We start from the raw sequence: 20,845 nt of genomic DNA, 5'->3' as shown, positions 1-20,845 counted from the left end.
GGCAGGGCGGGTGTCGGGCTCGAACCGGTGGGAGTGGCTCGTGGGCGAGATGCAGGCGGACGCCGAGCGCAAGCGCGTTCTGATCGCCGAGGACGAGGCGCTCATCCGGCTGGACCTGGCCGAGATGCTCGTCGAAGAGGGCTACGAGGTGGTCGGTGAGGCCGGTGACGGCGAGACCGCCGTCAAGCTCGCCGAGCAGCTCAAGCCGGATCTGGTCATCCTCGACATCAAGATGCCGATCATGGACGGGCTGGCCGCCGCCGAGCGGATCGCCGGCGCGCGCATCGCCCCGGTGATCATCCTGACCGCGTTCAGCCAGCGTGACCTGGTGGAGCGGGCGCGGGCGGCCGGCGCGATGGCGTACCTGGTCAAGCCGTTCCAGAAGAGCGACCTGGTGCCGGCGGTCGAGATCGCGCTGTCCCGCTACTCGGAGATCGCCGCGCTGGAGTCGGAGGTCGCCGGCCTCACCGACCGGCTGGAGATCCGCAAGACCGTGGAGCGCGCCAAGGGCGCGCTGATGACCACGTACGGCATGACCGAGCCGCAGGCCTTCAAGTGGATCCAGCGCACCGCGATGGACCACCGGATGACCATGAAGGAGGTCGCCGAGCGGATCCTCGCCGAGACCGCCGGCGGCGAGGTGGAGCAGCCGGCTTCCTGACCTGCCGGAAGGTGCCCGATCGATAGGATCGGGTCCATGCCTTCCGTGCGCGTCCGGCCGGCGCTCGCCGCCGTGACCGCTGCCGCGTCGCTCGTGGCGGCCTGTCACGCCACCCCGCGGCCGCTGCCCGTGCCGGCGCCGGTGCGCCCGGAGTGGCGGGCCGTGGAGCTGGCCCTTCCCGACGGTGCCGCAGGCCGCCCGGTGCCCCGGGACGCGGCGCGCTGTGCCGGCCGCTGGTACGTGGTGGGCGGGCTGGTCGACGCGGCGGGGGAGACCCGGCCGGCGGTGTGGTCCTCATCGGACGGCGTGACCTGGTCGCCGATCCCGGTACGCGGGCAGACGTTCTACGGCCGTCAGCACGTGCTCTACGCGGTCGCGTGCCGCGACTACGGGATGGCGGCGCTGGGTGCGAAGACCGGTGGTGTGCACGGCAATCCGCGTACCGGGACGTGGGTCTGGCGTCCGGGTGGGCCGGTGCGGGAGGTGCCGGCGGCGTTCGAGTTGTTCGGTGGCCCGCGCGCGGTGAGCGCGTCGCGGCTGGCGGCCGGGCCGGGCGGGTGGCTGGTCGCCGGGTCGCGCGCGGACGGCGCGTCGGTGTGGTCGTCGCCGGACGCCGAGGGTTTCGTCCTGCGTGAGGGCGTGGCGGAGCTGGCCGGCGACGGCCGGGGCCGGACGGCGGCGTACGACGTGGCGGCGGTGGGCTCCTCGGGTTGGCTGGTGGTGGGGTCGTTGCTGCCGCCCGGCGGTACGGCCCGGGTGCCGCTCGCGTGGTCCTCGGCCGACGGCCGGGTGTGGCGGCGCGCGGCGTTGCCGGTGCCGGCGGGCGCCGCCGGGGCGGCGGAGCGGGTGGTGCCGGCCGACGGCGGGCCGGTGGTCCTCGGGCCGGTGGGTGACCGGTTCGCGGTGTGGCGCGGGTGCGACGACTGCGGCTCGCCGTCGGCCGGTTCGGCGGGTGCGGCGCAGGGGTGGCGGCGGGTCGGCGGGTTCGGTACGGCGGGTCCCGGGGTGTCGTCGGTGGACGCGCTCGCGGCGGCGGGTCGGCGGCTCGTCGCGGTGACCGGTGACGGGGCTCAGCGACGGCTCTGGATGTCGCGTGACGGCGGCGCCTCGTGGCTTCCGGTGATCACTCCGGTGCCGGTGCCGGACGGTGGCGACGCGGCGCTGGCGGTGGCCGTCGGCGACGACGGGCTGTTCGTGGTCGCCGACGACGGGAAAACGTCCCGTGCCTGGTGGGGGGCGTTGCCGGCCATCGATCGGTAGCGGGTGATCGCCGATGAGCCCGTTACCGAGGAATAGTTGGTGAAAGCCTTTCCCCGCCTACGGTTCTTACGGCGATCGGCTTGAATCCGCCACCGCGTGTAACGGTTCGGTCAACCCCGCTTTCCAGGTCTTACGCCACCGCTTCCGGTGGGATAACGTCCCGGCCCAGACCGGCGACGACGGTCTTGGTTCGTCCACCCCGCAAGGGCCAATCAGCGGCGGGTGGTTCGGATCATGGACGGAGGAGGGTTCGGGCCTTGAGGCAGAAGCTCGCACGCGTGATCGGCGGGGTCGCCATGCTGGCGCTCGTCGCCGGTGGCACCGCTTGTTCCAGCGGCAGCGACGATGAGGGTTCCGGGGGCAGCGCCTGCGGGAGCAAGATCGCTTTCTTCGGCGCGCTGACCGGTAGCTCGGCCGCGCTGGGCATCAACGAGAAGAACGGCGTCAAGCTGGCCGTCGACAAGTACAACAAGGAGAACCCGGACTGCAAGGTGGAGCTCGCCGAGCTCGACTCGCAGGGCAGCCCGGACCAGGCGCCGGGTCTGGCTCAGAAGGCGATCGACGACACCAAGATCCTGGGTGTCGTGGGTCCGGCCTACTCGGGCGAGTCCGAGGCCGCCGGTCCGCTGTTCAACGAGGCCGGTCTGGTCACCATCACCCCCTCCGCGACCCGTCCCAGCCTCGCCGAGCAGGGCTGGAAGACGTTCTTCCGCGCGGTCGGCAACGACTTCAGCCAGGGTCCGGCCGCCGGTAACTACATGAAGAACGTGATGAAGGCCGACCGGGTCTACGTCATCGACGACCAGTCCGCGTACGGCGCCGGCCTGGCCGACGAGGTCAAGAAGGTCCTCGGCCCGGCGGTCGTGGGCAGCGACAAGGTCCAGGGCGAGGGCAAGCAGGTCGAGTTCTCCGGTGTGGTCACCAAGGTCAAGGCCGCCAACGTCAAGGCGGTCTTCTACGGCGGTTACTACCAGGAGGCCGGCCTGATCCGTAAGCAGCTCACCGCTGCCGGGGTCACCGCTCCGCTGGTCGCCGGTGACGGCGTGAACGACGGCGCGTACATCACCTCCGCCGGTGCGGCCGCCGCCGAGGGCACCATCCTCACCTGCCCCTGCGCTCCGTCCACCGAGGCGCGCGGCACCTTCGCCGCCGACTTCAAGGCGCTCAACGGCACCGACCCGGGCACCTACAGCGACACCGCCTACGACGCGGCGAACATCCTGCTGGCGGGCATCAAGGCCGGCAAGAGCAGCCGCGCCGACCTGCTGGAGTTCGTGAAGGGCTACAGCGGCGAGGGCGTTGCCGCCAGCTACAAGTTCGTCGAGGGCGGCGAGCTCGACCCGGCGCAGGTCAAGGTCTGGGCGTTCAAGGTGCAGGGCGGCAAGGTCGTCCCGGACCAGGAGATCCCCAAGTCCTGATCGTTCGATCGCTGGACTGGCGATTGAGTAGTGATCGCGGGTGCGGCCGGGAGCTGGCTCCCGGCCGCACCCTCTTTTTCTCTTGAGCGACGGAGCGTCCCTCCCTTGGACTTCGACGGATTGTTCTCCAACTTCGGGGAACTCACCACGACCGGCTTGACGCAGGGCGCCATCTACGCCCTGGTCGCGCTCGGCTACACGCTTGTGTACGGCGTGCTCAGGCTCATCAACTTCGCCCACTCCGAGGTCTTCATCGCCGGCGCGTTCGCCGCGATCTGGACCTGGAACGGATTCGGACTCGACCAGAACTCGCAGGTCAGCGGCCTCGGCTCGATCCTGTTCTACCTGCTGGTGGCGATGATCGTGGCGGCCATCGCCTCGGCGGGCACCGCGACGGTGATCGAACGGGTGGCGTACCGGCCGCTGCGCAAGCGCAACGCGCCGCCGCTGGCGTTCCTCATCACCGCCATCGGCGCCTCGATCGCCATCTCCGAGGCGTTCGGCGTCTACACCCGGCGTCGGCCGGAGGGCGCGCCGATCCTGGTCAGCTCGGAGCCGCTGTTCCACATCGCCGGGGTGCCGATCGACGCGGTGCAGCTGCTCACGATCGGTTCCGCGCTGGTGATGATGTTCGCGCTGGACCAGTTCATCAACCGCAGCCGTACCGGCCGCGGCATCCGGGCGGTGGCCCAGGACGCCAACACGGCGGCGCTGATGGGCGTCAACAAGGACCGCATCATCCTGATGGTCTTCATCGCCGGTGGCACCATGGCCGGCGTCGCGGGCCTGCTCTACGACGTGCGGATCCAGACGCTCACCTACAGCGTCGGCTTCCTGCTGGGCCTCAAGGCGTTCACCGCCGCGGTGCTCGGCGGTATCGGCAACCTGCGCGGCGCGCTCGTCGGCGGGTTGCTGCTCGGCGTCGTGGAGAACTACGCCGCGGGCCTGTTCGGCAGTCAGTGGAAGGACTTCGCCGCGTTCGCGGTGCTGGTCGTGCTGCTGATGTTCCGGCCGACCGGTCTGCTCGGCGAATCACTGGGGAGGGCACGCGCATGACGACCACCATCGACCCGCCGGAGCGGCGGGAGACGGCGGCGGACAAGCTGCGGCAGGGCCGGCACGCGATCTCGGAGCGCTGGCACCACGCGCCGCGCTGGGTCCGCTGGGTGCTGCTGGTCGCGGTCATCGCGTTCTTCTACGCGCTGCCGAACAAGGAGTTCTACCAGTACCTCGGGCCGATCCCGACGCCCGGCGCGAACTTCACCCAGGTGATGTTCACGGTCTCGATCTACGTGCTGCTGGCGGTCGGCCTCAACATCGTGGTCGGCTTCGCCGGTCTGCTCGACCTCGGCTACTTCGGCTTCTTCGCCGTCGGCGCGTACACGGTGGCGGTGCTGACCTCGCCGAGCAGTGACCTCAAGACGCTGTGGCCGTGGCTGGCGGTGGTGCCGATCGCGATCGGCCTGACCATGGTCTCCGGCGTCATGCTCGGCACGCCGACGCTGCGTCTGCGCGGCGACTACCTGGCGCTGGTGACGCTCGGCTTCGCCGAGATGATCCGGATCGCTGCGGTCAGCTCCGAGTTCCTCAAGGGACAGCGCGGCTTCAACCAGATTCCGCACCCGCCCGGCCAGTACGCCGACGGCCGGCCGTGGTTCGGCGTGCTCGACGCCCGCCCGTACTACTGGCTGGTGCTCACGCTGATCATCCTGGTGGTGATCGGGGTGCGGAACCTGACCCACAGCCGGGTCGGCCGGGCCTGGATCTCGATCCGTGAGGACGAGGACGCGGCCCAGCTCATGGGTGTGCCGACGTTCAAGTTCAAGCTGTGGGCGTTCGCCTCCGGCGCGGCCATCGCCGGCCTGGCCGGCGCGTTGTTCGCCGGTAAGCAGAACTTCGTCAACTCGCAGAACTTCGAGCTGCTCAACTCGATCATCATCCTGGCCGCCGTCATCTTCGGCGGCTCGGGCAACATCGTCGGCGCGATCGTCGGCGGCGGCCTGGTCGCGTACATGATCGAGCGGTTCCGCGGCATCGAGCTGTTCGGCATCGAGCTGTACGAGTACCGGTTCCTCTTCTTCGGTCTGGTGCTCGTGGTGATGATGATCTTCCGGCCGCAGGGCCTGATCCCGAACCGGCGACGAGCGGCGGAGTTCAAGGACCGCCGCAAGGAGGTGATCGTCGGTGAGTGACACCGAGCAGACCCCGGCAGTTCCGGCCCAGGCGGCGGCCCCCGCCGTCGAGACGGTCAAAGAGCGGGAACCGTTGCTGGAGGTCGACCACGTCACGCTGCGCTTCGGCGGCGTGGTGGCCCTCAACGACGTGGACTTCACCCTCTACAAGGGGGAGATCCTCGGTCTGATCGGCCCGAACGGCGCCGGCAAGACCACCTGCTTCAACGCGATGACCGGTATCTACCAGCCCACCGAGGGGCAGATCCGGTTCCTGGGCCAGAAGATCAGTGGCAAGAAGCGCCACCAGATCACCCGGATGGGCATGGCCCGTACGTTCCAGAACATCCGTCTCTTCCCGGAGATGACCGCGCTGGAGAACGTCCAGGTCGGCGCGGACGCGCACCACAAGACCAGCGTGATCGCCGCCCTGCTGCGCCTGCCGCGGCACTGGAAGGAGGAGCGCGAGGGCCGGGAGAAGGCCGAGCGCCTGCTGGAGTTCGTCGGCATCAGCAACCGGATGCACGAGTTCGCCCGCAACCTGTCCTACGGCGAGCAGCGCCGGCTGGAGATCGCCCGCGCGCTGGCCACCGACCCGAAGCTGCTCTGCCTGGACGAGCCGGCCGCCGGCTTCAACCCGGCGGAGAAGGAGGAGCTGCTGCAGCTCATCCGGCAGATCCGGGACCAGGGCGTGACGGTGCTGCTGATCGAGCACGACATGCGCCTGGTGATGGGCGTGACCGACCGGATCGTGGTCCTGGAGTTCGGAAAGAAGATCGCCGAAGGGCTGCCCGCCGAGGTGCGGGACAACCCGAAGGTGGTCGCGGCGTACCTGGGGGTGCCGGACGATGCTGCTTGAGATCGAGGACGTGAGCCTGCTCTACGGGCGGATCCAGGCGCTGCACGGCATCAGCCTGACCGTGGACGAGGGGGAGATCGTCGCGCTGATCGGCGCGAACGGCGCCGGCAAGTCCACCACCATGCGGGCGATCTCCGGCATCCGGCCGGTCGCCTCCGGCACGATCAAGTTCGCCGGTGAGGACATCACCAAGCTCCGCGCCGACCTGCGGGTCCGCCGCGGGCTGTGCCAGGCGCCCGAGGGCCGGGGCATCTTCCCCGGCATGACGGTGCTGGAGAACCTCGACATGGGCGCGTACACCCGGCGCGACAAGGCCGGCATCGCGCAGGACCTGGCCCGGGTGCTGGACCTGTTCCCGCGGCTGGCCGAGCGGCGCAAGCAGGCCGGCGGCACGCTCTCCGGCGGTGAGCAGCAGATGCTCGCGGTCGGCCGGGCGCTGATGAGCCGGCCGAAGCTGCTGCTGCTCGACGAGCCGTCGATGGGTCTCGCGCCGATGCTGATCCAGCAGATCTTCACGATCATCACGGAGATCAACCAGCAGGGCACCACGATCCTGCTGGTGGAGCAGAACGCCCAGCAGGCGCTGGCGCGCGCCCACCGGGCGTACGTGCTGGAGACCGGCCGGATCGTCAAGAGCGGCACCGGCGCGGACCTGCTGCACGACCCCTCGGTCAAAGAGGCCTACCTCGGCGTGGCCTGACCGACCGACCCCTCGCAATAAGGAGTACAGCCATGTTCCACCCCAACCCCGGACGGCGGGCGGCGCTCGGCGTCGCCGGTGCGGCCGTCCTGCTGCTCTCCCTCGCCGCGTGCGGCGAGGAGGAGAGCACCGAGCAGCCCGGTGGCGGCCCCAGCGTCTCGTCGTCGGTCGACGCCGCGCTGGCCGCGAAGGTCCCGGACGCGATCAAGTCGGACGGCAAGATCGTGGTGGGCACCGACTCCACCTACGCCCCGGCGGAGTTCCTGGACACGGACGGTAAGACCGTGATCGGCTTCGACGTCGAACTGTTCACCGCGGTGGCGGCCAAGCTGGGCCTCAAGGCGGAGTTCGTCTCGGCGCCGTTCGGCGACATCATCAACGGCGTCAACTCGGGCAAGTACGAGGCGGGCGTCTCGTCGTTCACCATCAACGACGAGCGCAAGGGCCAGGCCAACATGGTCAGCTACTTCCAGGTCGGCACGCAGTGGGTGACCAAGAAGGGCAACCCGGCCGGGGTCGCGCTGGACAACGCCTGCGGCAAGAAGATCGCGGTGCAGAAGGACACGGTCCAGGTCGAGGACATCCAGAAGCGCTCCAAGGCGTGCACCGACGCCGGCAAGCCGGCCATCACCGTCGACCAGTTCCCGGGCCAGGACGCCGCCACCGCCGCCGTCGTGTCCGGCAAGGACGACGCGATGCTGGCCGACTACCCGGTCGGCGTGTACGCGGTGACGCAGTCCAACGACGCCCTGGAGCTGCTGGACAAGCAGTACGAGGCGGCGCCGTACGGCTACGTGCTGGCCAAGGAGCAGACGCAGCTGGCCGAGGCGGTGCGTGACGCCACCAAGGCCGTGATCGCCGACGGCTCCTACAAGCAGGTGCTCGACAAGTGGAAGGTGGGAGACGGCGCGATCACGGACCCCGCGATCAACCCGTGACGACATGACCACCGAGGAAGCGACAACTGCACGGGCACGGCCGGAACCGATCAAGGCCGTGCCCGTGCGGCACCCCGGACGATGGGTCGCGGTGGCGGTGCTCTCCGTCCTGGCCGCGATGTTCGTCCACCTGCTGGTGACCAATGAGGCCTTCAACTGGTCCTTCATGGTCGACAAGATGTTCCGGCCGCCGATCATCGAGGGCCTGCTGCGCGGCACCGTGCTGATGACGGTCAGCGCGATGCTGATCGGTGTCACGCTCGGCGTGGTGATCGCGGTGATGCGGCTGTCGGACAACCCGATCCTGCGCGGCGTGGCGTGGCTCTACACCTGGTTCTTCCGGGCCGTGCCCCGGCTGGTGCTGCTGGCCGTCTTCGGCAACATCGGCATCCTGTGGAGCCGGGTCGAGTTCGGGGTGCCGTTCGACACCCAGATCGGCCAGCTGTTCGGTATCGACAACCTGCAACTGCGGCTGTTCGGGTTCTCCTCCCGTGACATCCTCACCGGGTTCATGGCCGGTCTGCTCGGCCTCGCGCTCTCCGAGGCCGCGTACATGGCGGAGATCGTCCGGGCCGGCATCCAGTCGGTCGACCCCGGCCAGACCGAGGCCGCCCAGGCGCTCGGCCTGAGCCGTTCCCAGTTGCTGCGCCGGGTGGTGCTGCCGCAGGCGATGCGGGTGATCATTCCGCCGACCGGCAACGAGACGATCGCCATGCTCAAGGACACGTCCCTGTTGCTCTACGTGCCGGTGAGCGTGGAGCTGTTCTTCCAGCTCGACGCGGTCGGCAAACGGACGTTCCAGATCTTCCCGATGTACGTCGCGGCCTGCCTGTGGTACCTGTTCCTGACCAGCATCCTGCTCGTCGGGCAGTACTACCTGGAACGCCACTTCGGCAAGGGCTACGGCGTGACCGGACGGGCCCGGCTGAAGCTGCGGGGGATGACTGCCGAGGCCGGCGGCGGCGCGGGGGTGGTGAAGTGACCGAGCTGATCGTGCCCGCGCAGGCCACCGCGTCGGCCGCCGAGTCCGGGCTGATGGTCCGGGCCGAGCAGGTGCACAAGTCGTTCGGGCCGCTGGAAGTGCTCAAGGGCATCGACCTGGAGGTCCGCTCCGGCGAGGTGTGCTGCCTGCTCGGGCCCTCCGGCTCCGGCAAGTCGACGTTCCTGCGCTGCATCAACCACCTGGAGAAGATCGACGCCGGCCGGATCTGGGTGGACGGCGACCTGATCGGCTACCGGGAGCGCGGCGGCAAGCTGTACGAGATGCGCGACAGGGACGTGGCCGCGCAGCGCCGTGCCATCGGCATGGTGTTCCAGCGGTTCAACCTGTTCCCGCACATGACGGTGCTGCAGAACGTCATGGAGGCGCCGGTGCTGCTGCGCCAGGCCAAGAAGGCGGAGGCCCGCGAGCACGCCGCGCAGTTGCTGGACCGGGTGGGGCTGGGCGACAAGCTCGGCGCGTACCCCGGTCAGCTCTCCGGCGGCCAGCAGCAGCGGGTGGCGATCGCCCGGGCGCTGGCCATGCGGCCGAAGCTGATGCTGTTCGACGAGCCGACCAGCGCGCTCGACCCGGAGCTGGTGGGCGAGGTGCTGGACACGATGAAGGACCTGGCCCGCGACGGCATGACGATGATCGTGGTGACCCACGAGATCGGCTTCGCCCGCGAGGTGGGCGACCACCTCGTGTTCATGGACGGCGGCGTGGTGGTCGAGCAGGGGGACCCGCGCGAGGTGATCTCGGCGCCGAAGCACGAGCGGACCAAGGCGTTCCTGGCCAAGGTTCTCTGACCTCGGCCTCCGGTGCGGCGCGCGCCGCACCGGAGGCCGGAGTTGTCGGGCGTACGGACTAGAGTCGCAGCCGTGACAGCTACGACGCCGCGCCTGCTCCTCGTCGACGGACATTCCCTGGCATACCGGGCGTTCTTCGCCCTGCCTGTGGAGAACTTCTCCACCACCACGGGGCAGCCGACGAACGCCGTCTACGGCTTCACCTCGATGCTGATCAACGTGCTGCGCGACGAGCAGCCGACGCACATCGTGGTCGCGTTCGACGTGTCCCGCCGTTCCTTCCGCACGGAGAAGTACTCCGAGTACAAGGCCGGCCGCAGCGAGACCCCCACCGACTTCAAGGGCCAGGTCAGCCTGGTCAAGGAGGTCCTCGCCGCGCTGCGCGTGCCGGTGGTCGAGAAGGAGGGCTACGAGGCCGACGACGTCATCGCCACGCTCGCCTGCCAGGCTCGCGACCAGGGCATGGACGTGCTGATCACCACCGGCGACCGGGACGCGTTCCAGCTCGTCGGCGAGCGGGTCACGGTGCTCTACCCGCGCAAGGGCGTCTCCGACCTGGCCCGGATGGACCCGGCCGCGGTCGAGGCGAAGTACGGCGTCACCCCTGATCGCTACCGCGACCTGGCCGCGCTGGTCGGCGAGACCAGCGACAACCTGCCCGGCGTGCCCGGCGTCGGCCCGAAGACCGCGGCCAAGTGGATCAACCTGTACGGCGGCGTCGAGGGCGTGGTGGCCCGCGCCGACGAGATCAAGGGCAAGGCCGGCGACAGCCTGCGCGAGCGGCTCGCCGACGTGATCCGCAACTACGAGATCAACTGCCTGGTCTCCGACCTGGAGCTGCCGGTACGCCCCGAGGACGCCCGCTGGCAGGGCTGGGACCGCGAAGCGGTGCACCAGGTCTTCGACACGCTCCAGTTCCGCATCCTGCGCGACCGGCTCTACCAATACCTGGAGGCGGTCGAGCCGGAGGCCGAGGCGGGCTTCGACCTGGACGGCGCGGTGCTCACCGAGCCGGGCGCGCTCGCGGGCTGGCTCGACACGCACGCCCCGGCCGGCACGCCGGTCGGCCTGGCGGTCACGCTCGACACCGGCCCGAACCGCCGCCACACCGCCACCGTGACCGGGATGGCGCTGGCCACCGCCGCCGGCGCGGGCGCCTGGTTCGACCCGAGCCGCCTGGAGGCCGGCGACGAGACCGCGCTGGCCGGCTGGCTGGCCGACGCCGACCGCCCGAAGGTGCTGCACGACAGCAAGCCGGCGGTGCTGGCGTTCGCCGCGCACGGCTGGGGGCTGGAGGGCATCGCCCGCGACACCCAGATCGCCGCCTACCTGGCCCGCCCCGACCAGCGCTCGTACGACCTGACCGACCTGGCGCTGCGCTACCTGCACCGGGAGCTGCGCGTCGACGCTCCGGAGACCGGTCAGCTCACGCTCGACGGGTTCGGCGACGAGGGCGCGGCCGAGCAGAACCTCATGCTCCAGGCCCGCGCCACGCTCGACCTGGCCGACGCGATCGACGCCGAGCTGTCCCGCGACGGCGAGCAGTCGGCCCGGCTGATGGCCGGCGTCGAGCTGCCGCTGATGCGGGTGCTCGCCGCGATGGAGCGCACCGGCATCGCCGCCGACACCGACTACCTCTCCGAGCTGGAGGCGCACTTCGCCGCCGAGGTGAAGGCCGCCGCCCAGAGCGCGTACGAGGTGGTCGGCCGCGAGTTCAACCTCGGGTCGCCGAAGCAGTTGCAGGAGATCCTCTTCACCGAGCTGGGCCTGCCCAAGACCAAGCGGATCAAGACCGGCTACACCACCGACGCGGACGCGCTCCAGTGGCTCTACGCCCAGACCGAGCACCCGCTGCTGCACCACCTGCTGCGCCACCGCGACGTAGCGAAGCTCAAGTCGACTGTCGACGGCCTGCTCAAGTCCGTCTCCGACGACGGCCGGATCCACACCACGTTCAACCAGACGGTGGCGGCGACGGGGCGGCTGTCGTCCACCGAGCCGAACCTGCAGAATATCCCGATCCGCACCGAGGAGGGGCGGCGGATCCGCCGCGCGTTCGTCGTCGGCGAGGGCTACGAGTGCCTGCTCACCGCCGACTACAGCCAGATCGAGATGCGGATCATGGCGCATCTGTCCTCCGACGACGCGCTGATCGAGGCGTTCAACTCCGGGCACGACTTCCACGCAGCCACCGCGTCCTCGGTCTTCACCGTCGAGGTCGCGGACGTCACCGCCGACCAGCGCCGCAAGATCAAGGCGATGAACTACGGCCTGGCGTACGGGCTCAGCGCGTTCGGCCTGTCCCAGCAGCTCGGCATCAGCGCCGAGGAGGCGCGCGGGCTGATGGAGAACTACTTCGCCGGGTTCGGCGGGGTGCGTGACTACCTCCAGGAGGTGGTGGCCCGCGCCCGCCAGGACGGCTACACCTCCACCATCCTGGGCCGCCGCCGCTACCTGCCCGACCTGGTCAGCGACAACCGGCAGCGTCGGGAGATGGCCGAGCGGATGGCGCTCAACGCCCCGATCCAGGGTTCGGCGGCCGACATCATCAAGGTCGCGATGCTGCACGTCGACAGCGCGCTGCGCGAGGCCGGGCTGCGGTCCCGGATGCTGCTGCAGGTGCACGACGAGCTGGTCTTCGAGGTCGCGCCGGGCGAGCGGGAGGCGTTGGAGGCGCTGGTGCGCAAGCAGATGGGCGAGGCGTACCCGCTGTCGGTGCCGCTGGAGGTGTCGGTGGGCGAGGGCCGCGACTGGAACAGCGCCGACCACTGACCCCCGACGCCCCACCCCGTCCGGCCCGCCGGCCTGCGGGTGATCAAGGAGTTTGTGTGCTCCCGGGGCCCGAATCAGGACACGAACTCCTTGATCACTGAAGGGAAGCGGGTGAGGGCGCGGGCGCGGCCGGAGGGGCGGCGGCCTGGAGGGCGGCGGCCAGGCGGTCGCGGACGGCCACCTGGGCCGCGATCCGGGCGTCCAGCACGGCCAGGCGCTCCCGGCCGACCCGCAGCCCGGCCACTGACGGCGGCGCGGACGCCACGTCCCCGTCCAGGCAGGGCAGGAAGACCCGCACGTCGTCGAGCGTCAGCCCGGCGTCGAGCAGGTGACGGATGTTGCGGACCCGGGTGACCACCGCGTCGTCGTACTCGCGGTAGCCGTTCGCGGCCCGGGCCGAGGCGATGAGCCCGTGTTCCTCGTAGTGCCGCAGGGCACGCGGCGTGCAGCCCGTCGCCTTCGCCACCGCGCCGATCCGCACCGCCGTCACCGTCCTCTCACGCGACCACCGCGCCCCCGTCCACCGGCAGCACCACACCGGTGACGAAGCCCGCCTCCGGCTCGCAGAGTCGCCGGATCGCCCAGGCTACGTCCTCCGGGCGGCCGATCCGGCCCGCCGGGGTGTGCGCGAGTTGCCAGTCCCGCACCGCCGCGCGGCGCTCGGGGGACAGGCCACTGTGCACGCCGATCGGCGTGTCGATCGCTCCGGGCGCCACGGCCACCACCCGGACGCCGCGCGGCGCGAGTTCCACCGCCCAACTGCGGGTCAGCGAGTCCAGCGCGGCCTTGCCGGCCGCGTACACCGAACTGCCCGGCCAGGCGCGCAGGCCGACCGACGTGGTGACGTTGACCAGCACACCGCGTGTCGCGGCGAGCGCCTCGACGGCGGCGTGCGCCAGCCGGACGGGCGCGAGGAGGTTCGTCTCCAGTTGCCGCCGGGCGGCGTCCTCGTCCAGATCCGCCAGCGGCCCGCCGCCGGCCACGCCCGCGTTGTTGACCAGGACGTCCAGGCGGCCGTACCGGTCGAGCGCGGCGCTGACGATCCGACCGGGCCCGTCGGGCGCGGTGACGTCGGCGGTCAGTGGCGTGATGTCCGGCCGGCCGGCGGCGGTCTCCGACAGCGGCGCGGCGCGCCGGCCGACGGCGACGACGGCGTACCCGGCGGTGGCGAGGGTGTGTGCGGTGGCCCGGCCGATGCCGGTGCCCGCACCGGTGACCACGGCGGCCCGTGGTGTGCGGCGTTCCATGCCGGCATCGTCCGACCCTGCCGCCTGCGGCAGGGTCAAGTCAGAGGCCGAGCAGGACGGGCATCGCGTTTACCGCGCCGTGCACCACGAGCAGCGGCCACATGCGGCGGTACCGCGACCACAGGTAGCCGAGGAACAGCCCGGCGACCCCCTGGTTCACGATCACCGACGCCAGGTCGACGGCGGGACGGCCGCTGCCCTGGATGGCCACGTGCCAGACCGCCCACACCAGCGACGCGAGCACGATCGCCGGCCAGCGTCCCAGCAGCGACTCCCACCGGGTCTGCAGCCACCGCCGGTAGAAGACCTCCTCCAGCAGCGCGTTCACCGCGAAGGCCACCAGCAGCGTCACGACCAGCTCGACCGGCCCGACGGTCCGCCCCCAGTCGCTCGCCGGCACGGCCAGCGGCGTCGCGTAGCTGAGCGCCAGCCACACCGCCACCGGCAGCGCCGGACCCCACCGGTGGGCGGCGTCCGCCGGGGCCGGGCCCGGCGACCACCGTGGCGGCCGGCGGCGCGCGGCCAGGAACACCACGAGGGGTACGCCGAGCAGCAGCGCGAGCTTCAACACCGTGTACGCGGGTTCGCCGCCCAGCAGCGGCATGACGGCGGCGAACGCGATCCCGGCCAGCAGCAGCGGCACCGCCTCGCGGTACGGCGCGACCGGGTCCGGCCACCTCGGGTCGGGCGCGGGCGGGATCAGCCGGATCAGCGCGATCCCGGCCAGCGCCGGGATCCAGCGGCTCCACATCGGCACGGTGCCGTCGTGGTCGGCGCTGTACCTGACGCCGGTGTTGCCGGTCGCCACCAGGAAGACTGCCGCGACGGCGATCAGGCCGAGGCCCGCCAGGAGGACCACCCGTCCGGCGCGGGGATGACGGCCGGCGGTCGAGACGTCTGTCGTCATCGCCGGCACGGTACCAACGCGCGGCGAACGACCCGGGCGGCTCAGCCCTTGAGCGGGTCGTGCCCCCAGTTCATCAGCGACCAGCGCCACCTGGTGTCCCGCACGTCCCCGGACGGCCGCTGGGCGAGGTGGCGGTGGACGTACCCGATCACCTTGCGCATGTGCTTGTAGTCGGCGGCGGTCAGGTCGGCGCGTTTGCGGCGCAGCAGGTCGACGATGCGCCGGCCGGAGTCGTGCCCGACCGACTCGCCGCCGGCGGTGCCCTTCTTGTGCCAGCCGACGTGCTTGGACTCCTCGGTCTCCAGCCAGCGGGACAGCTCACCCGGCTTCATGTTCACCGCGTCGGTGAACTCCCGGTACGTCTGCTGCGGGTCCTCAGCGCGACTCATGGCGCAGCACCTCCGGGCGGTGGGCGACGTCGCGGCCCGAGTCGTCGTTGGTGATCCGGTACTGCGGCTGCTCCGGCGAGGCGTTCACGGTGTGCCCGCGGACGTGGGTGCGCTCGGTCAGCTTCTCCTTGACCACCCCGTACGCCCGGCCGCTGTGGCTGGCCCAGGAGACGTGGTCCCCGGCGTGGAACTCCTTCTCGGCCATGCCGCCCGGTTACCCGGAGTGGATACCGAGTAACGGCGTCGTCAGGGCCGGATCTCCGCGATCGGCAGCTTGATCGCGAAGGGCTCGGGCAGCTCGATCACCTCGCTGCTGTCGTCCACCAGCTCGTACTGCCGCTCGCCGCCCGGGCCGATCCGGTCACCGAGGCGGTACGCGTAGAGGTGCACCGGATCCTGCTCGATCCGCCAGTAGAAGGGGATCCCCGCGGCGGCGTACTCGCCCGGCTTGGCGAACCGGTCGACGCGCCGGGTGCCGGGGGAGACGATCTCGACGGCCAGGACGACGTCCGCCGGTCGCAGGAGGGACCTGTCGCTCGGCAGCCCGGCGTGGTGGAGCAGGACGTCCGGTTGCCGGCTGGTGTTGGGGCTGAGCCCGACTCCGACGGCTTGGGACGCCCGCAGGTGAGCCGGTGCGTGCGATCGAAGCCAGAGCCACAGCAGGCTGGAGATTGTCTGGTGGCCCAGGGTGGGGGAGGGTGTCACCTGGAAGACTCCGTCGACGAGTTCGACGCGGGGGGCGTCGTCCGGCAGGGTGAGCAGATCCTCCAGCGTGTAGTCCGCACGCTGCTGCCGCATCGGGTCCGGACACCAGGGGCCAGGTGATGTCGGGATGGGCTCGGCGCTCATGCGGCGAGCGTACCGCCGGGTGCCGGAGCTCGTGTCGCACCGGACGTGCGACGCGCTCAGCCCGTGGGCTTCTCGGTGACGAAGATCGCGGTGCCGGGGAACAGCCGGCCGCGCAACGGGCTCCACTGCCCCCAGATGCCCTCGTGCCCGGCCGGCCACTCCGGCTCCACCAGGTCCAGCAGCCGGAACCCGGCGCCGACCAGCTCCCGGATCCGGTCGCCCAGGGTGCGGTGCTGCTCGACGTACGTGGCCACGCCGTGCTCGTCCTGCTCGACGTAGGGGGAGCGGTCGAAGTACGAGTGCACGGCGGTCAGCCCGCCCTCGCCCGGGTCGTCCAGGAAGATCCAGCGCATCGGGTGGGTGACCGAGAAGACCCACCGGCCGCCGGGGCGCAGCACCCGGGCCACCTCGCGCATCGCCGCCGCCGAGTCGTCCACGAACGGGATCGCGCCGAACGCGGTGCAGACCGTGTCGAACGCGGCGTCGGCGAACGGCAGGGCGAGCGCGTCGGCCTGCACCAGCGGCACGCGTACCCCGGTGCGTTCGGCGGCCTCGGCGGCGTGCCGCAACATGCCGGCGGACAGGTCCAGCGCGACCGGCCGGGCGCCCTGGGCGGCGAGCCAGCGGGCGGCGGCGGCCGCCCCGGCGCCGAGTTCGAGGATCCGCCGGCCGGCCACGTCGCCGAGCAGCCGCGCGTCGGCCTCGCGCAGGCCCTCCGGGCACCAGACGAAGTCGGCGTCACCGAGGAACGCGCCGTGCTCGGCCTGGTACGCGTCGGCGTCGGTGTCCCACCAGCCGCGGTTGGCCCGGCGGATCTCACCGGCGTCGACCCGTCGGCGGGTCACCCTGTCGTCGTCCACCCGTCCACGCTAGGTCCGGCGGCGTCCGGCCGGTCGGGTGGGGTGGCGGTTGGGACGGGTGTGACGGACGAGACAGCTGTGGCCCCTTACCGCGCAAAATCTCCGCTTTCGCAGCGGATGAGTTCGCGCGGACCCGGGAGGGCTTGCACGCTGTGGTAATGCAGCGGGTAGGCTAGACGATGCGCTCGCGGATCGTGTGCCTCGGCAGGGAGCAGGTGCGCGGTCACCGGAGCCACTAATGATCTTCTCGCGTCGATCGTTCGGTGTGCCCGGCGACGGATCCGTTGGCGCGGCAGAGTCACCGCGACACCCATGCCCGCTGTGACAACCCATCCGACCGGAGCAACCGCCCACATGACGAGCAGCATCGAGGCCACCTCGAGCGCCAACAAGGTCACCCACGACGACCTCGGCTCTGAGGAAGCTTTCCTCGCCGCGATCGACGAGACCATCAAGTACTTCAACGACGGCGACATTGTCGAAGGCACCGTCGTCAAGGTCGATCGGGACGAGGTCCTGCTCGACATCGGCTACAAGACCGAGGGTGTCATCCCCTCTCGGGAGTTGTCGATCAAGCACGACGTGGACCCGGCCGAGGTCGTTTCGGTGGGCGACCACATCGAGGCCCTCGTCCTCCAGAAGGAGGACAAGGAGGGTCGGCTGATCCTCTCCAAGAAGCGGGCGCAGTACGAGCGGGCCTGGGGCACGATCGAGAAGATCAAGGACGAGGACGGCGTCGTCCGCGGTTCGGTCATCGAGGTCGTCAAGGGTGGTCTCATCCTCGACATCGGCCTGCGCGGCTTCCTGCCCGCGTCGCTCGTCGAGATGCGGCGTGTGCGTGACCTGCAGCCGTACGTCGGCCGCGAGCTCGAAGCCAAGATCATCGAGCTGGACAAGAACCGCAACAACGTGGTCCTGTCCCGCCGTGCCTGGCTGGAGCAGACGCAGTCCGAGGTGCGCACCGAGTTCCTCAACAAGCTGCAGAAGGGGCAGGTCCGCAAGGGCGTCGTCTCCTCGATCGTCAACTTCGGCGCGTTCGTCGACCTGGGCGGCGTGGACGGCCTCGTGCACGTCTCCGAGCTGTCCTGGAAGCACATCGACCACCCGTCCGAGGTCGTCGAGGTGGGCCAGGAGGTCGAGGTCGAGGTCCTGGACGTCGACCTGGACCGCGAGCGGGTCTCGCTGTCGCTGAAGGCGACGCAGGAGGACCCGTGGCGTCAGTTCGCCCGCACCCACGCGATCCAGCAGATCGTGCCGGGTAAGGTCACCAAGCTGGTGCCGTTCGGCGCGTTCGTCCGGGTGGACGACGGCATCGAGGGCCTGGTCCACATCTCCGAGCTGGCCGAGCGCCACGTGGAGATCCCGGAGCAGGTCGTGCAGGTCGGCTCCGAGGTCATGGTCAAGGTCATCGACATCGACCTGGAGCGCCGCCGGATCTCGCTGTCGCTCAAGCAGGCCAACGAGGGCTTCGTCGAGGGCGAGGAGCACTTCGACCCGACCCTCTACGGCATGGCCGCGACCTACGACGAGCAGGGCAACTACATCTACCCGGAGGGCTTCGACCCGGAGACGGGCGAGTGGCTCGAGGGCTACGACAAGCAGCGCGAGACCTGGGAGCAGCAGTACGCCGAGGCACGTCAGCGCTGGGAGGCCCACACCAAGCAGGTGCAGACCTCCCGCGCCGCCGACGCCGAGGCCGCTGCCAACCCGGCTCCGCCCGCCACCAGCGGCACCACCACCTCGACCTCGGCCCCGAGCCGTCAGGCCGAGGAGCCGGCCGGCACGCTCGCGACCGACGAGGCGCTCGCCGCGCTGCGGGAGAAGCTCGCCGGCGGCAAGTGACCGGACGCTGACGCCGGCTCGTCCCACCGGACGAGCCGGCGACCGCCTCTGACGACGGGCCCCGTCCCCGCGTTCCGCACCAGCGGAGCGCCGGGGGCGGGGCCCGCGTCGTGTGCCGGGACGGTTTGGCATGTGGACGAGCGATCCGGTTGACTGTCCGGGTGCTGAAGGTGGGGCTGACCGGCGGAATCGGATCGGGCAAGAGCGCGGTGGCGAGCCGCCTCGCCGCGCTGGGCGCGGTGATCGTCGACTCGGACCGCATCGCCCGCGAGATCGTCGCGCCCGGCACCGACGGGCTGGCCGAGGTGGTCGCCGCCTTCTCCGACAGGGTCCTCGACGCCGACGGGGCGCTGGACCGGGCCGCCCTCGGCGCGCTGGTCTTCGGCGACGAGGCCGCCCGCCGCACGCTCGAAGGGATCACCCACCCCCGGGTACGCGCACGCAGCGCCGAACTGGTCGCCGCCGCCCCGGCCGACGCGATAGTCGTCAACGACGTCCCGCTGCTGGTCGAGGTGGGGCTCGCGCCCACGTACCACCTGGTGGTCGTGGTGCAGACGGCCGTGCCGACCCGGATGGCCCGGCTGACCCGCGACCGGGGCATGGCCGCGGCGGAGGCGCAGCGGCGCATCGCCGCGCAGGCCGACGACGCCACCCGGCGCGCGGTCGCCGACGTGCTGCTGGCCAACGACGGCACGCTCACCGAGCTGCACGCCGCCGTGGACGCCCTCTGGCGGGACCGCCTGGTGCCCTACGAGCGCAACGTCCGCGAGCGCCGCGCCGTGCCGGCCGACCCGGCGGCGCTCGCCGGGCCGGACCCGACCTGGCCCGAGCAGTACGCCCGGCTGGCCGCCCGGATCCGCCACGCGGCGGGCGGTGACGTCCGGGTCGACCACGTCGGCTCCACCGCCGTGCCGGGGCTGGCCGCGCCGGACGTGATCGACATCCAGGTGACTGTCTCCTCGCTGGACGAGGCGGACGGGCCGATCGCGCAGCGGCTGGCCGAGGCGGGCTTCCCGCGCCTGCCGGGTGACTGGTGGGACGTCCCCCGGCAGCCGGAGCCGGTGCGCTGGCCCAAGCGGCTGCACGGCGGCGCGGACCCGGGGCGTCCGGTGCGGCTGCACCTGCGCGAGGCCGGCTCGCCCGGCTGGCGGTACGCGCTGCTGATGCGCGACCACCTGCGCGCCGACCCGGCGCGGCGGGCCGACTACCTGCAGGTGAAGCGGGAGCTGGCGGCCACCGCGCCGGAGCACGCGGCGTGGGGCACTGTCAACGACCCGTGGTTCGACGAGGAGCACCTGCGCGCCGAGGAGTGGGCCGCGCAGACCGGCTGGCGTCCCTGACGCTCACCCGCGGCGTCGCGCGCGGCGGCGGGCGGGTCAGCGCGACGCCGGGCCCGCTGGACCGGCGGACACACGGCCCGGCGTGAGGTCGAGCCGGACCCAGACACCGGACCCGGTGCGCAGTTCCAGCCGGCGTGGCAGCCCACCGCGGTCGAGCCACCAGCGCCTGCCGCCCGGCACCTCGACCACGTCGACGGTCCGGTCGGCGACCCGGTCCTCCCGTACCCGGAGGGCGTCGCCGTCCGGCGCGTGCGTCCCGGCGCGCAGCGCCGCGTCGATCAGCCGGTCCAGGTCGTCGCCGGGCGGGCGCGCGGGCGCCGCGAGCAGCCCGGGCGGCATCGGCGTCGGCGGCGTGGCCGGCCCGTCGGGGGACCGGTGCGCCTCGGCCACCCGGCCCGGCCGGACCCAGCGCAGGGTACGCCGGCCGCTGCCGTCCTCGATCACCACCAGGTACGCCGACGAGGTAGCCCAGCTCAGCGTGCCCGTGCCGCGCAGGGTGGCGGACGGGCCGAGCGGGGCGGTCACGGTCACCGCCGCGCCGCCGACGGCGCGCAGGCGGGCGGGCAGCGCGGCCAGCCGCTCGGCCTCGTCGTCGGTGAGGTCACGGGGTTGCCCGGGCCGGCCGCCGAGGGCGTCCACCGGGTGCAGCGTGGGCCGGTCCGCGCGGCTCAGCTCGACGGTGACCGGGGTGCCGTCGGCCAGCCGTCCGGCGAGCCGGTGCAGGCGGGCGTCGGCGTCCAGCCAGAGCGTGGGCCGCGGGTCGCCCGGCACGGCGAGCGGGGCCTGGAGCACGTCCACCGGGATGCCGCCGACGCTGTCGTGGCGCAGCCACCGGCCGTGGGGG

Annotated in this window: 19 protein-coding genes and 2 pseudogenes; 13 read left to right on the top strand and 8 right to left on the bottom strand. The window is 71.6% G+C overall.

Going from position 1 to position 20,845, the window contains the following annotated elements; translation table 11 throughout:
- The first annotated feature begins 40 nt into the window (after nucleotides 1-40).
- From KBX43_RS30090 to polA, 11 genes are all read left to right on the top strand, one after another.
- Nucleotides 41-661, top strand: a complete 621-nt coding sequence (locus tag KBX43_RS30090) for an ANTAR domain-containing response regulator (protein WP_043331122.1) — start codon at nucleotides 41-43, stop codon at nucleotides 659-661.
- Nucleotides 662-697: 36 nt separating this feature from the next.
- Nucleotides 698-1,921: a hypothetical protein gene (locus KBX43_RS30085; RefSeq protein ID WP_210888468.1), complete on the top strand. Its 1,224-nt coding sequence runs from the start codon at nucleotides 698-700 to the stop codon at nucleotides 1,919-1,921.
- 257 nt (nucleotides 1,922-2,178) lie between these two features.
- Complete coding sequence (locus tag KBX43_RS30080; protein ID WP_043329570.1) at nucleotides 2,179-3,339, top strand: branched-chain amino acid ABC transporter substrate-binding protein; 1,161 nt, start codon at nucleotides 2,179-2,181, stop codon at nucleotides 3,337-3,339.
- A gap of 105 nt (nucleotides 3,340-3,444) precedes the next feature.
- A complete protein-coding gene (locus tag KBX43_RS30075; RefSeq protein WP_043329571.1) occupies nucleotides 3,445-4,395 on the top strand; it encodes a branched-chain amino acid ABC transporter permease in 951 nt (316 codons plus the stop codon).
- Nucleotides 4,392-5,531 carry a branched-chain amino acid ABC transporter permease gene (locus KBX43_RS30070; RefSeq protein ID WP_030503807.1) on the top strand — a complete coding sequence of 380 codons (1,140 nt, stop codon included), beginning with the start codon at nucleotides 4,392-4,394 and terminating at the stop codon, nucleotides 5,529-5,531. Before KBX43_RS30075 ends, KBX43_RS30070 begins: the two co-directional genes overlap by 4 nt.
- Nucleotides 5,524-6,369 (top strand): ABC transporter ATP-binding protein, encoded by an 846-nt coding sequence (locus KBX43_RS30065; RefSeq protein WP_374226037.1) that lies wholly within the window; start codon nucleotides 5,524-5,526, stop codon nucleotides 6,367-6,369. Before KBX43_RS30070 ends, KBX43_RS30065 begins: the two co-directional genes overlap by 8 nt.
- On the top strand, nucleotides 6,359-7,069 hold the full coding sequence (locus KBX43_RS30060) for an ABC transporter ATP-binding protein (protein ID WP_043329572.1): 711 nt from the start codon (nucleotides 6,359-6,361) through the stop codon (nucleotides 7,067-7,069). The genes KBX43_RS30065 and KBX43_RS30060 overlap by 11 nt, the downstream gene beginning before the upstream one ends.
- Before the next feature lie 32 nt (nucleotides 7,070-7,101).
- Nucleotides 7,102-8,007: an ABC transporter substrate-binding protein gene (locus tag KBX43_RS30055; RefSeq protein ID WP_064445277.1), complete on the top strand. Its 906-nt coding sequence runs from the start codon at nucleotides 7,102-7,104 to the stop codon at nucleotides 8,005-8,007.
- 4 nt (nucleotides 8,008-8,011) lie between these two features.
- A complete protein-coding gene (locus KBX43_RS30050; protein ID WP_064445278.1) occupies nucleotides 8,012-8,989 on the top strand; it encodes an amino acid ABC transporter permease in 978 nt (325 codons plus the stop codon).
- Nucleotides 8,990-9,042: 53 nt separating this feature from the next.
- Nucleotides 9,043-9,795 carry an amino acid ABC transporter ATP-binding protein gene (locus KBX43_RS30045; RefSeq protein ID WP_181373816.1) on the top strand — a complete coding sequence of 251 codons (753 nt, stop codon included), beginning with the start codon at nucleotides 9,043-9,045 and terminating at the stop codon, nucleotides 9,793-9,795.
- A 72-nt stretch (nucleotides 9,796-9,867) separates the two neighbouring features.
- Nucleotides 9,868-12,567 (top strand): DNA polymerase I, encoded by a 2,700-nt coding sequence (gene polA, locus KBX43_RS30040; protein WP_210888465.1) that lies wholly within the window; start codon nucleotides 9,868-9,870, stop codon nucleotides 12,565-12,567.
- A 94-nt stretch (nucleotides 12,568-12,661) separates the two neighbouring features.
- Here the strand turns inward: polA and KBX43_RS30035 are convergent, their stop codons facing one another.
- The 7 genes and pseudogenes from KBX43_RS30035 to KBX43_RS30005 form a co-directional block, all read right to left on the bottom strand.
- A complete protein-coding gene (locus KBX43_RS30035) occupies nucleotides 12,662-13,057 on the bottom strand; it encodes a MerR family transcriptional regulator (protein WP_113972500.1) in 396 nt (131 codons plus the stop codon).
- 7 nt (nucleotides 13,058-13,064) lie between these two features.
- Complete coding sequence (locus tag KBX43_RS30030) at nucleotides 13,065-13,814, bottom strand: SDR family NAD(P)-dependent oxidoreductase (protein ID WP_210888462.1); 750 nt, start codon at nucleotides 13,812-13,814, stop codon at nucleotides 13,065-13,067.
- Nucleotides 13,815-13,854: 40 nt separating this feature from the next.
- A complete protein-coding gene (locus KBX43_RS30025; protein ID WP_210888459.1) occupies nucleotides 13,855-14,721 on the bottom strand; it encodes a CPBP family intramembrane glutamic endopeptidase in 867 nt (288 codons plus the stop codon).
- 44 nt (nucleotides 14,722-14,765) lie between these two features.
- Nucleotides 14,766-15,110, bottom strand: a pseudogene (locus KBX43_RS30020) (DUF3140 domain-containing protein); the annotation flags it as partial.
- Nucleotides 15,097-15,315, bottom strand: coding sequence for a DUF2945 domain-containing protein (locus tag KBX43_RS30015; RefSeq protein ID WP_043329581.1), 219 nt, complete (start codon nucleotides 15,313-15,315; stop codon nucleotides 15,097-15,099). The gene KBX43_RS30015 and the pseudogene KBX43_RS30020, both read right to left, overlap by 14 nt.
- A 41-nt stretch (nucleotides 15,316-15,356) precedes the next feature.
- Nucleotides 15,357-15,908 (bottom strand): Uma2 family endonuclease, encoded by a 552-nt coding sequence (locus KBX43_RS30010; RefSeq protein ID WP_069089070.1) that lies wholly within the window; start codon nucleotides 15,906-15,908, stop codon nucleotides 15,357-15,359.
- Nucleotides 15,909-16,015: 107 nt separating this feature from the next.
- The gene (locus KBX43_RS30005) at nucleotides 16,016-16,819 is read right to left on the bottom strand and encodes a class I SAM-dependent methyltransferase (protein WP_069089071.1); all 804 of its coding nucleotides are present in this window, start codon (nucleotides 16,817-16,819) and stop codon (nucleotides 16,016-16,018) included.
- A gap of 312 nt (nucleotides 16,820-17,131) precedes the next feature.
- On the opposite strand from KBX43_RS30005, the gene rpsA reads away from it, so the two are divergent.
- The gene (rpsA, locus tag KBX43_RS30000) at nucleotides 17,132-18,661 is read left to right on the top strand and encodes a 30S ribosomal protein S1 (RefSeq protein WP_051611429.1); all 1,530 of its coding nucleotides are present in this window, start codon (nucleotides 17,132-17,134) and stop codon (nucleotides 18,659-18,661) included.
- Nucleotides 18,662-18,822: 161 nt separating this feature from the next.
- Nucleotides 18,823-20,001: a dephospho-CoA kinase gene (gene coaE / locus KBX43_RS29995; protein ID WP_069089072.1), complete on the top strand. Its 1,179-nt coding sequence runs from the start codon at nucleotides 18,823-18,825 to the stop codon at nucleotides 19,999-20,001.
- A 36-nt stretch (nucleotides 20,002-20,037) separates the two neighbouring features.
- Here coaE and KBX43_RS29990 read toward each other — a convergent pair.
- Nucleotides 20,038-20,845, bottom strand: a pseudogene (locus KBX43_RS29990) (hypothetical protein); the annotation flags it as partial.

It is taken from the genome of Micromonospora sp. C41, from assembly GCF_018070485.1.
GTDB lineage: Bacteria > Actinomycetota > Actinomycetes > Mycobacteriales > Micromonosporaceae > Micromonospora > Micromonospora chalcea.
The sequence above is the reverse complement of the archived record's forward strand: the minus strand, read 5'-3'. Positions and strand labels throughout refer to the sequence as shown.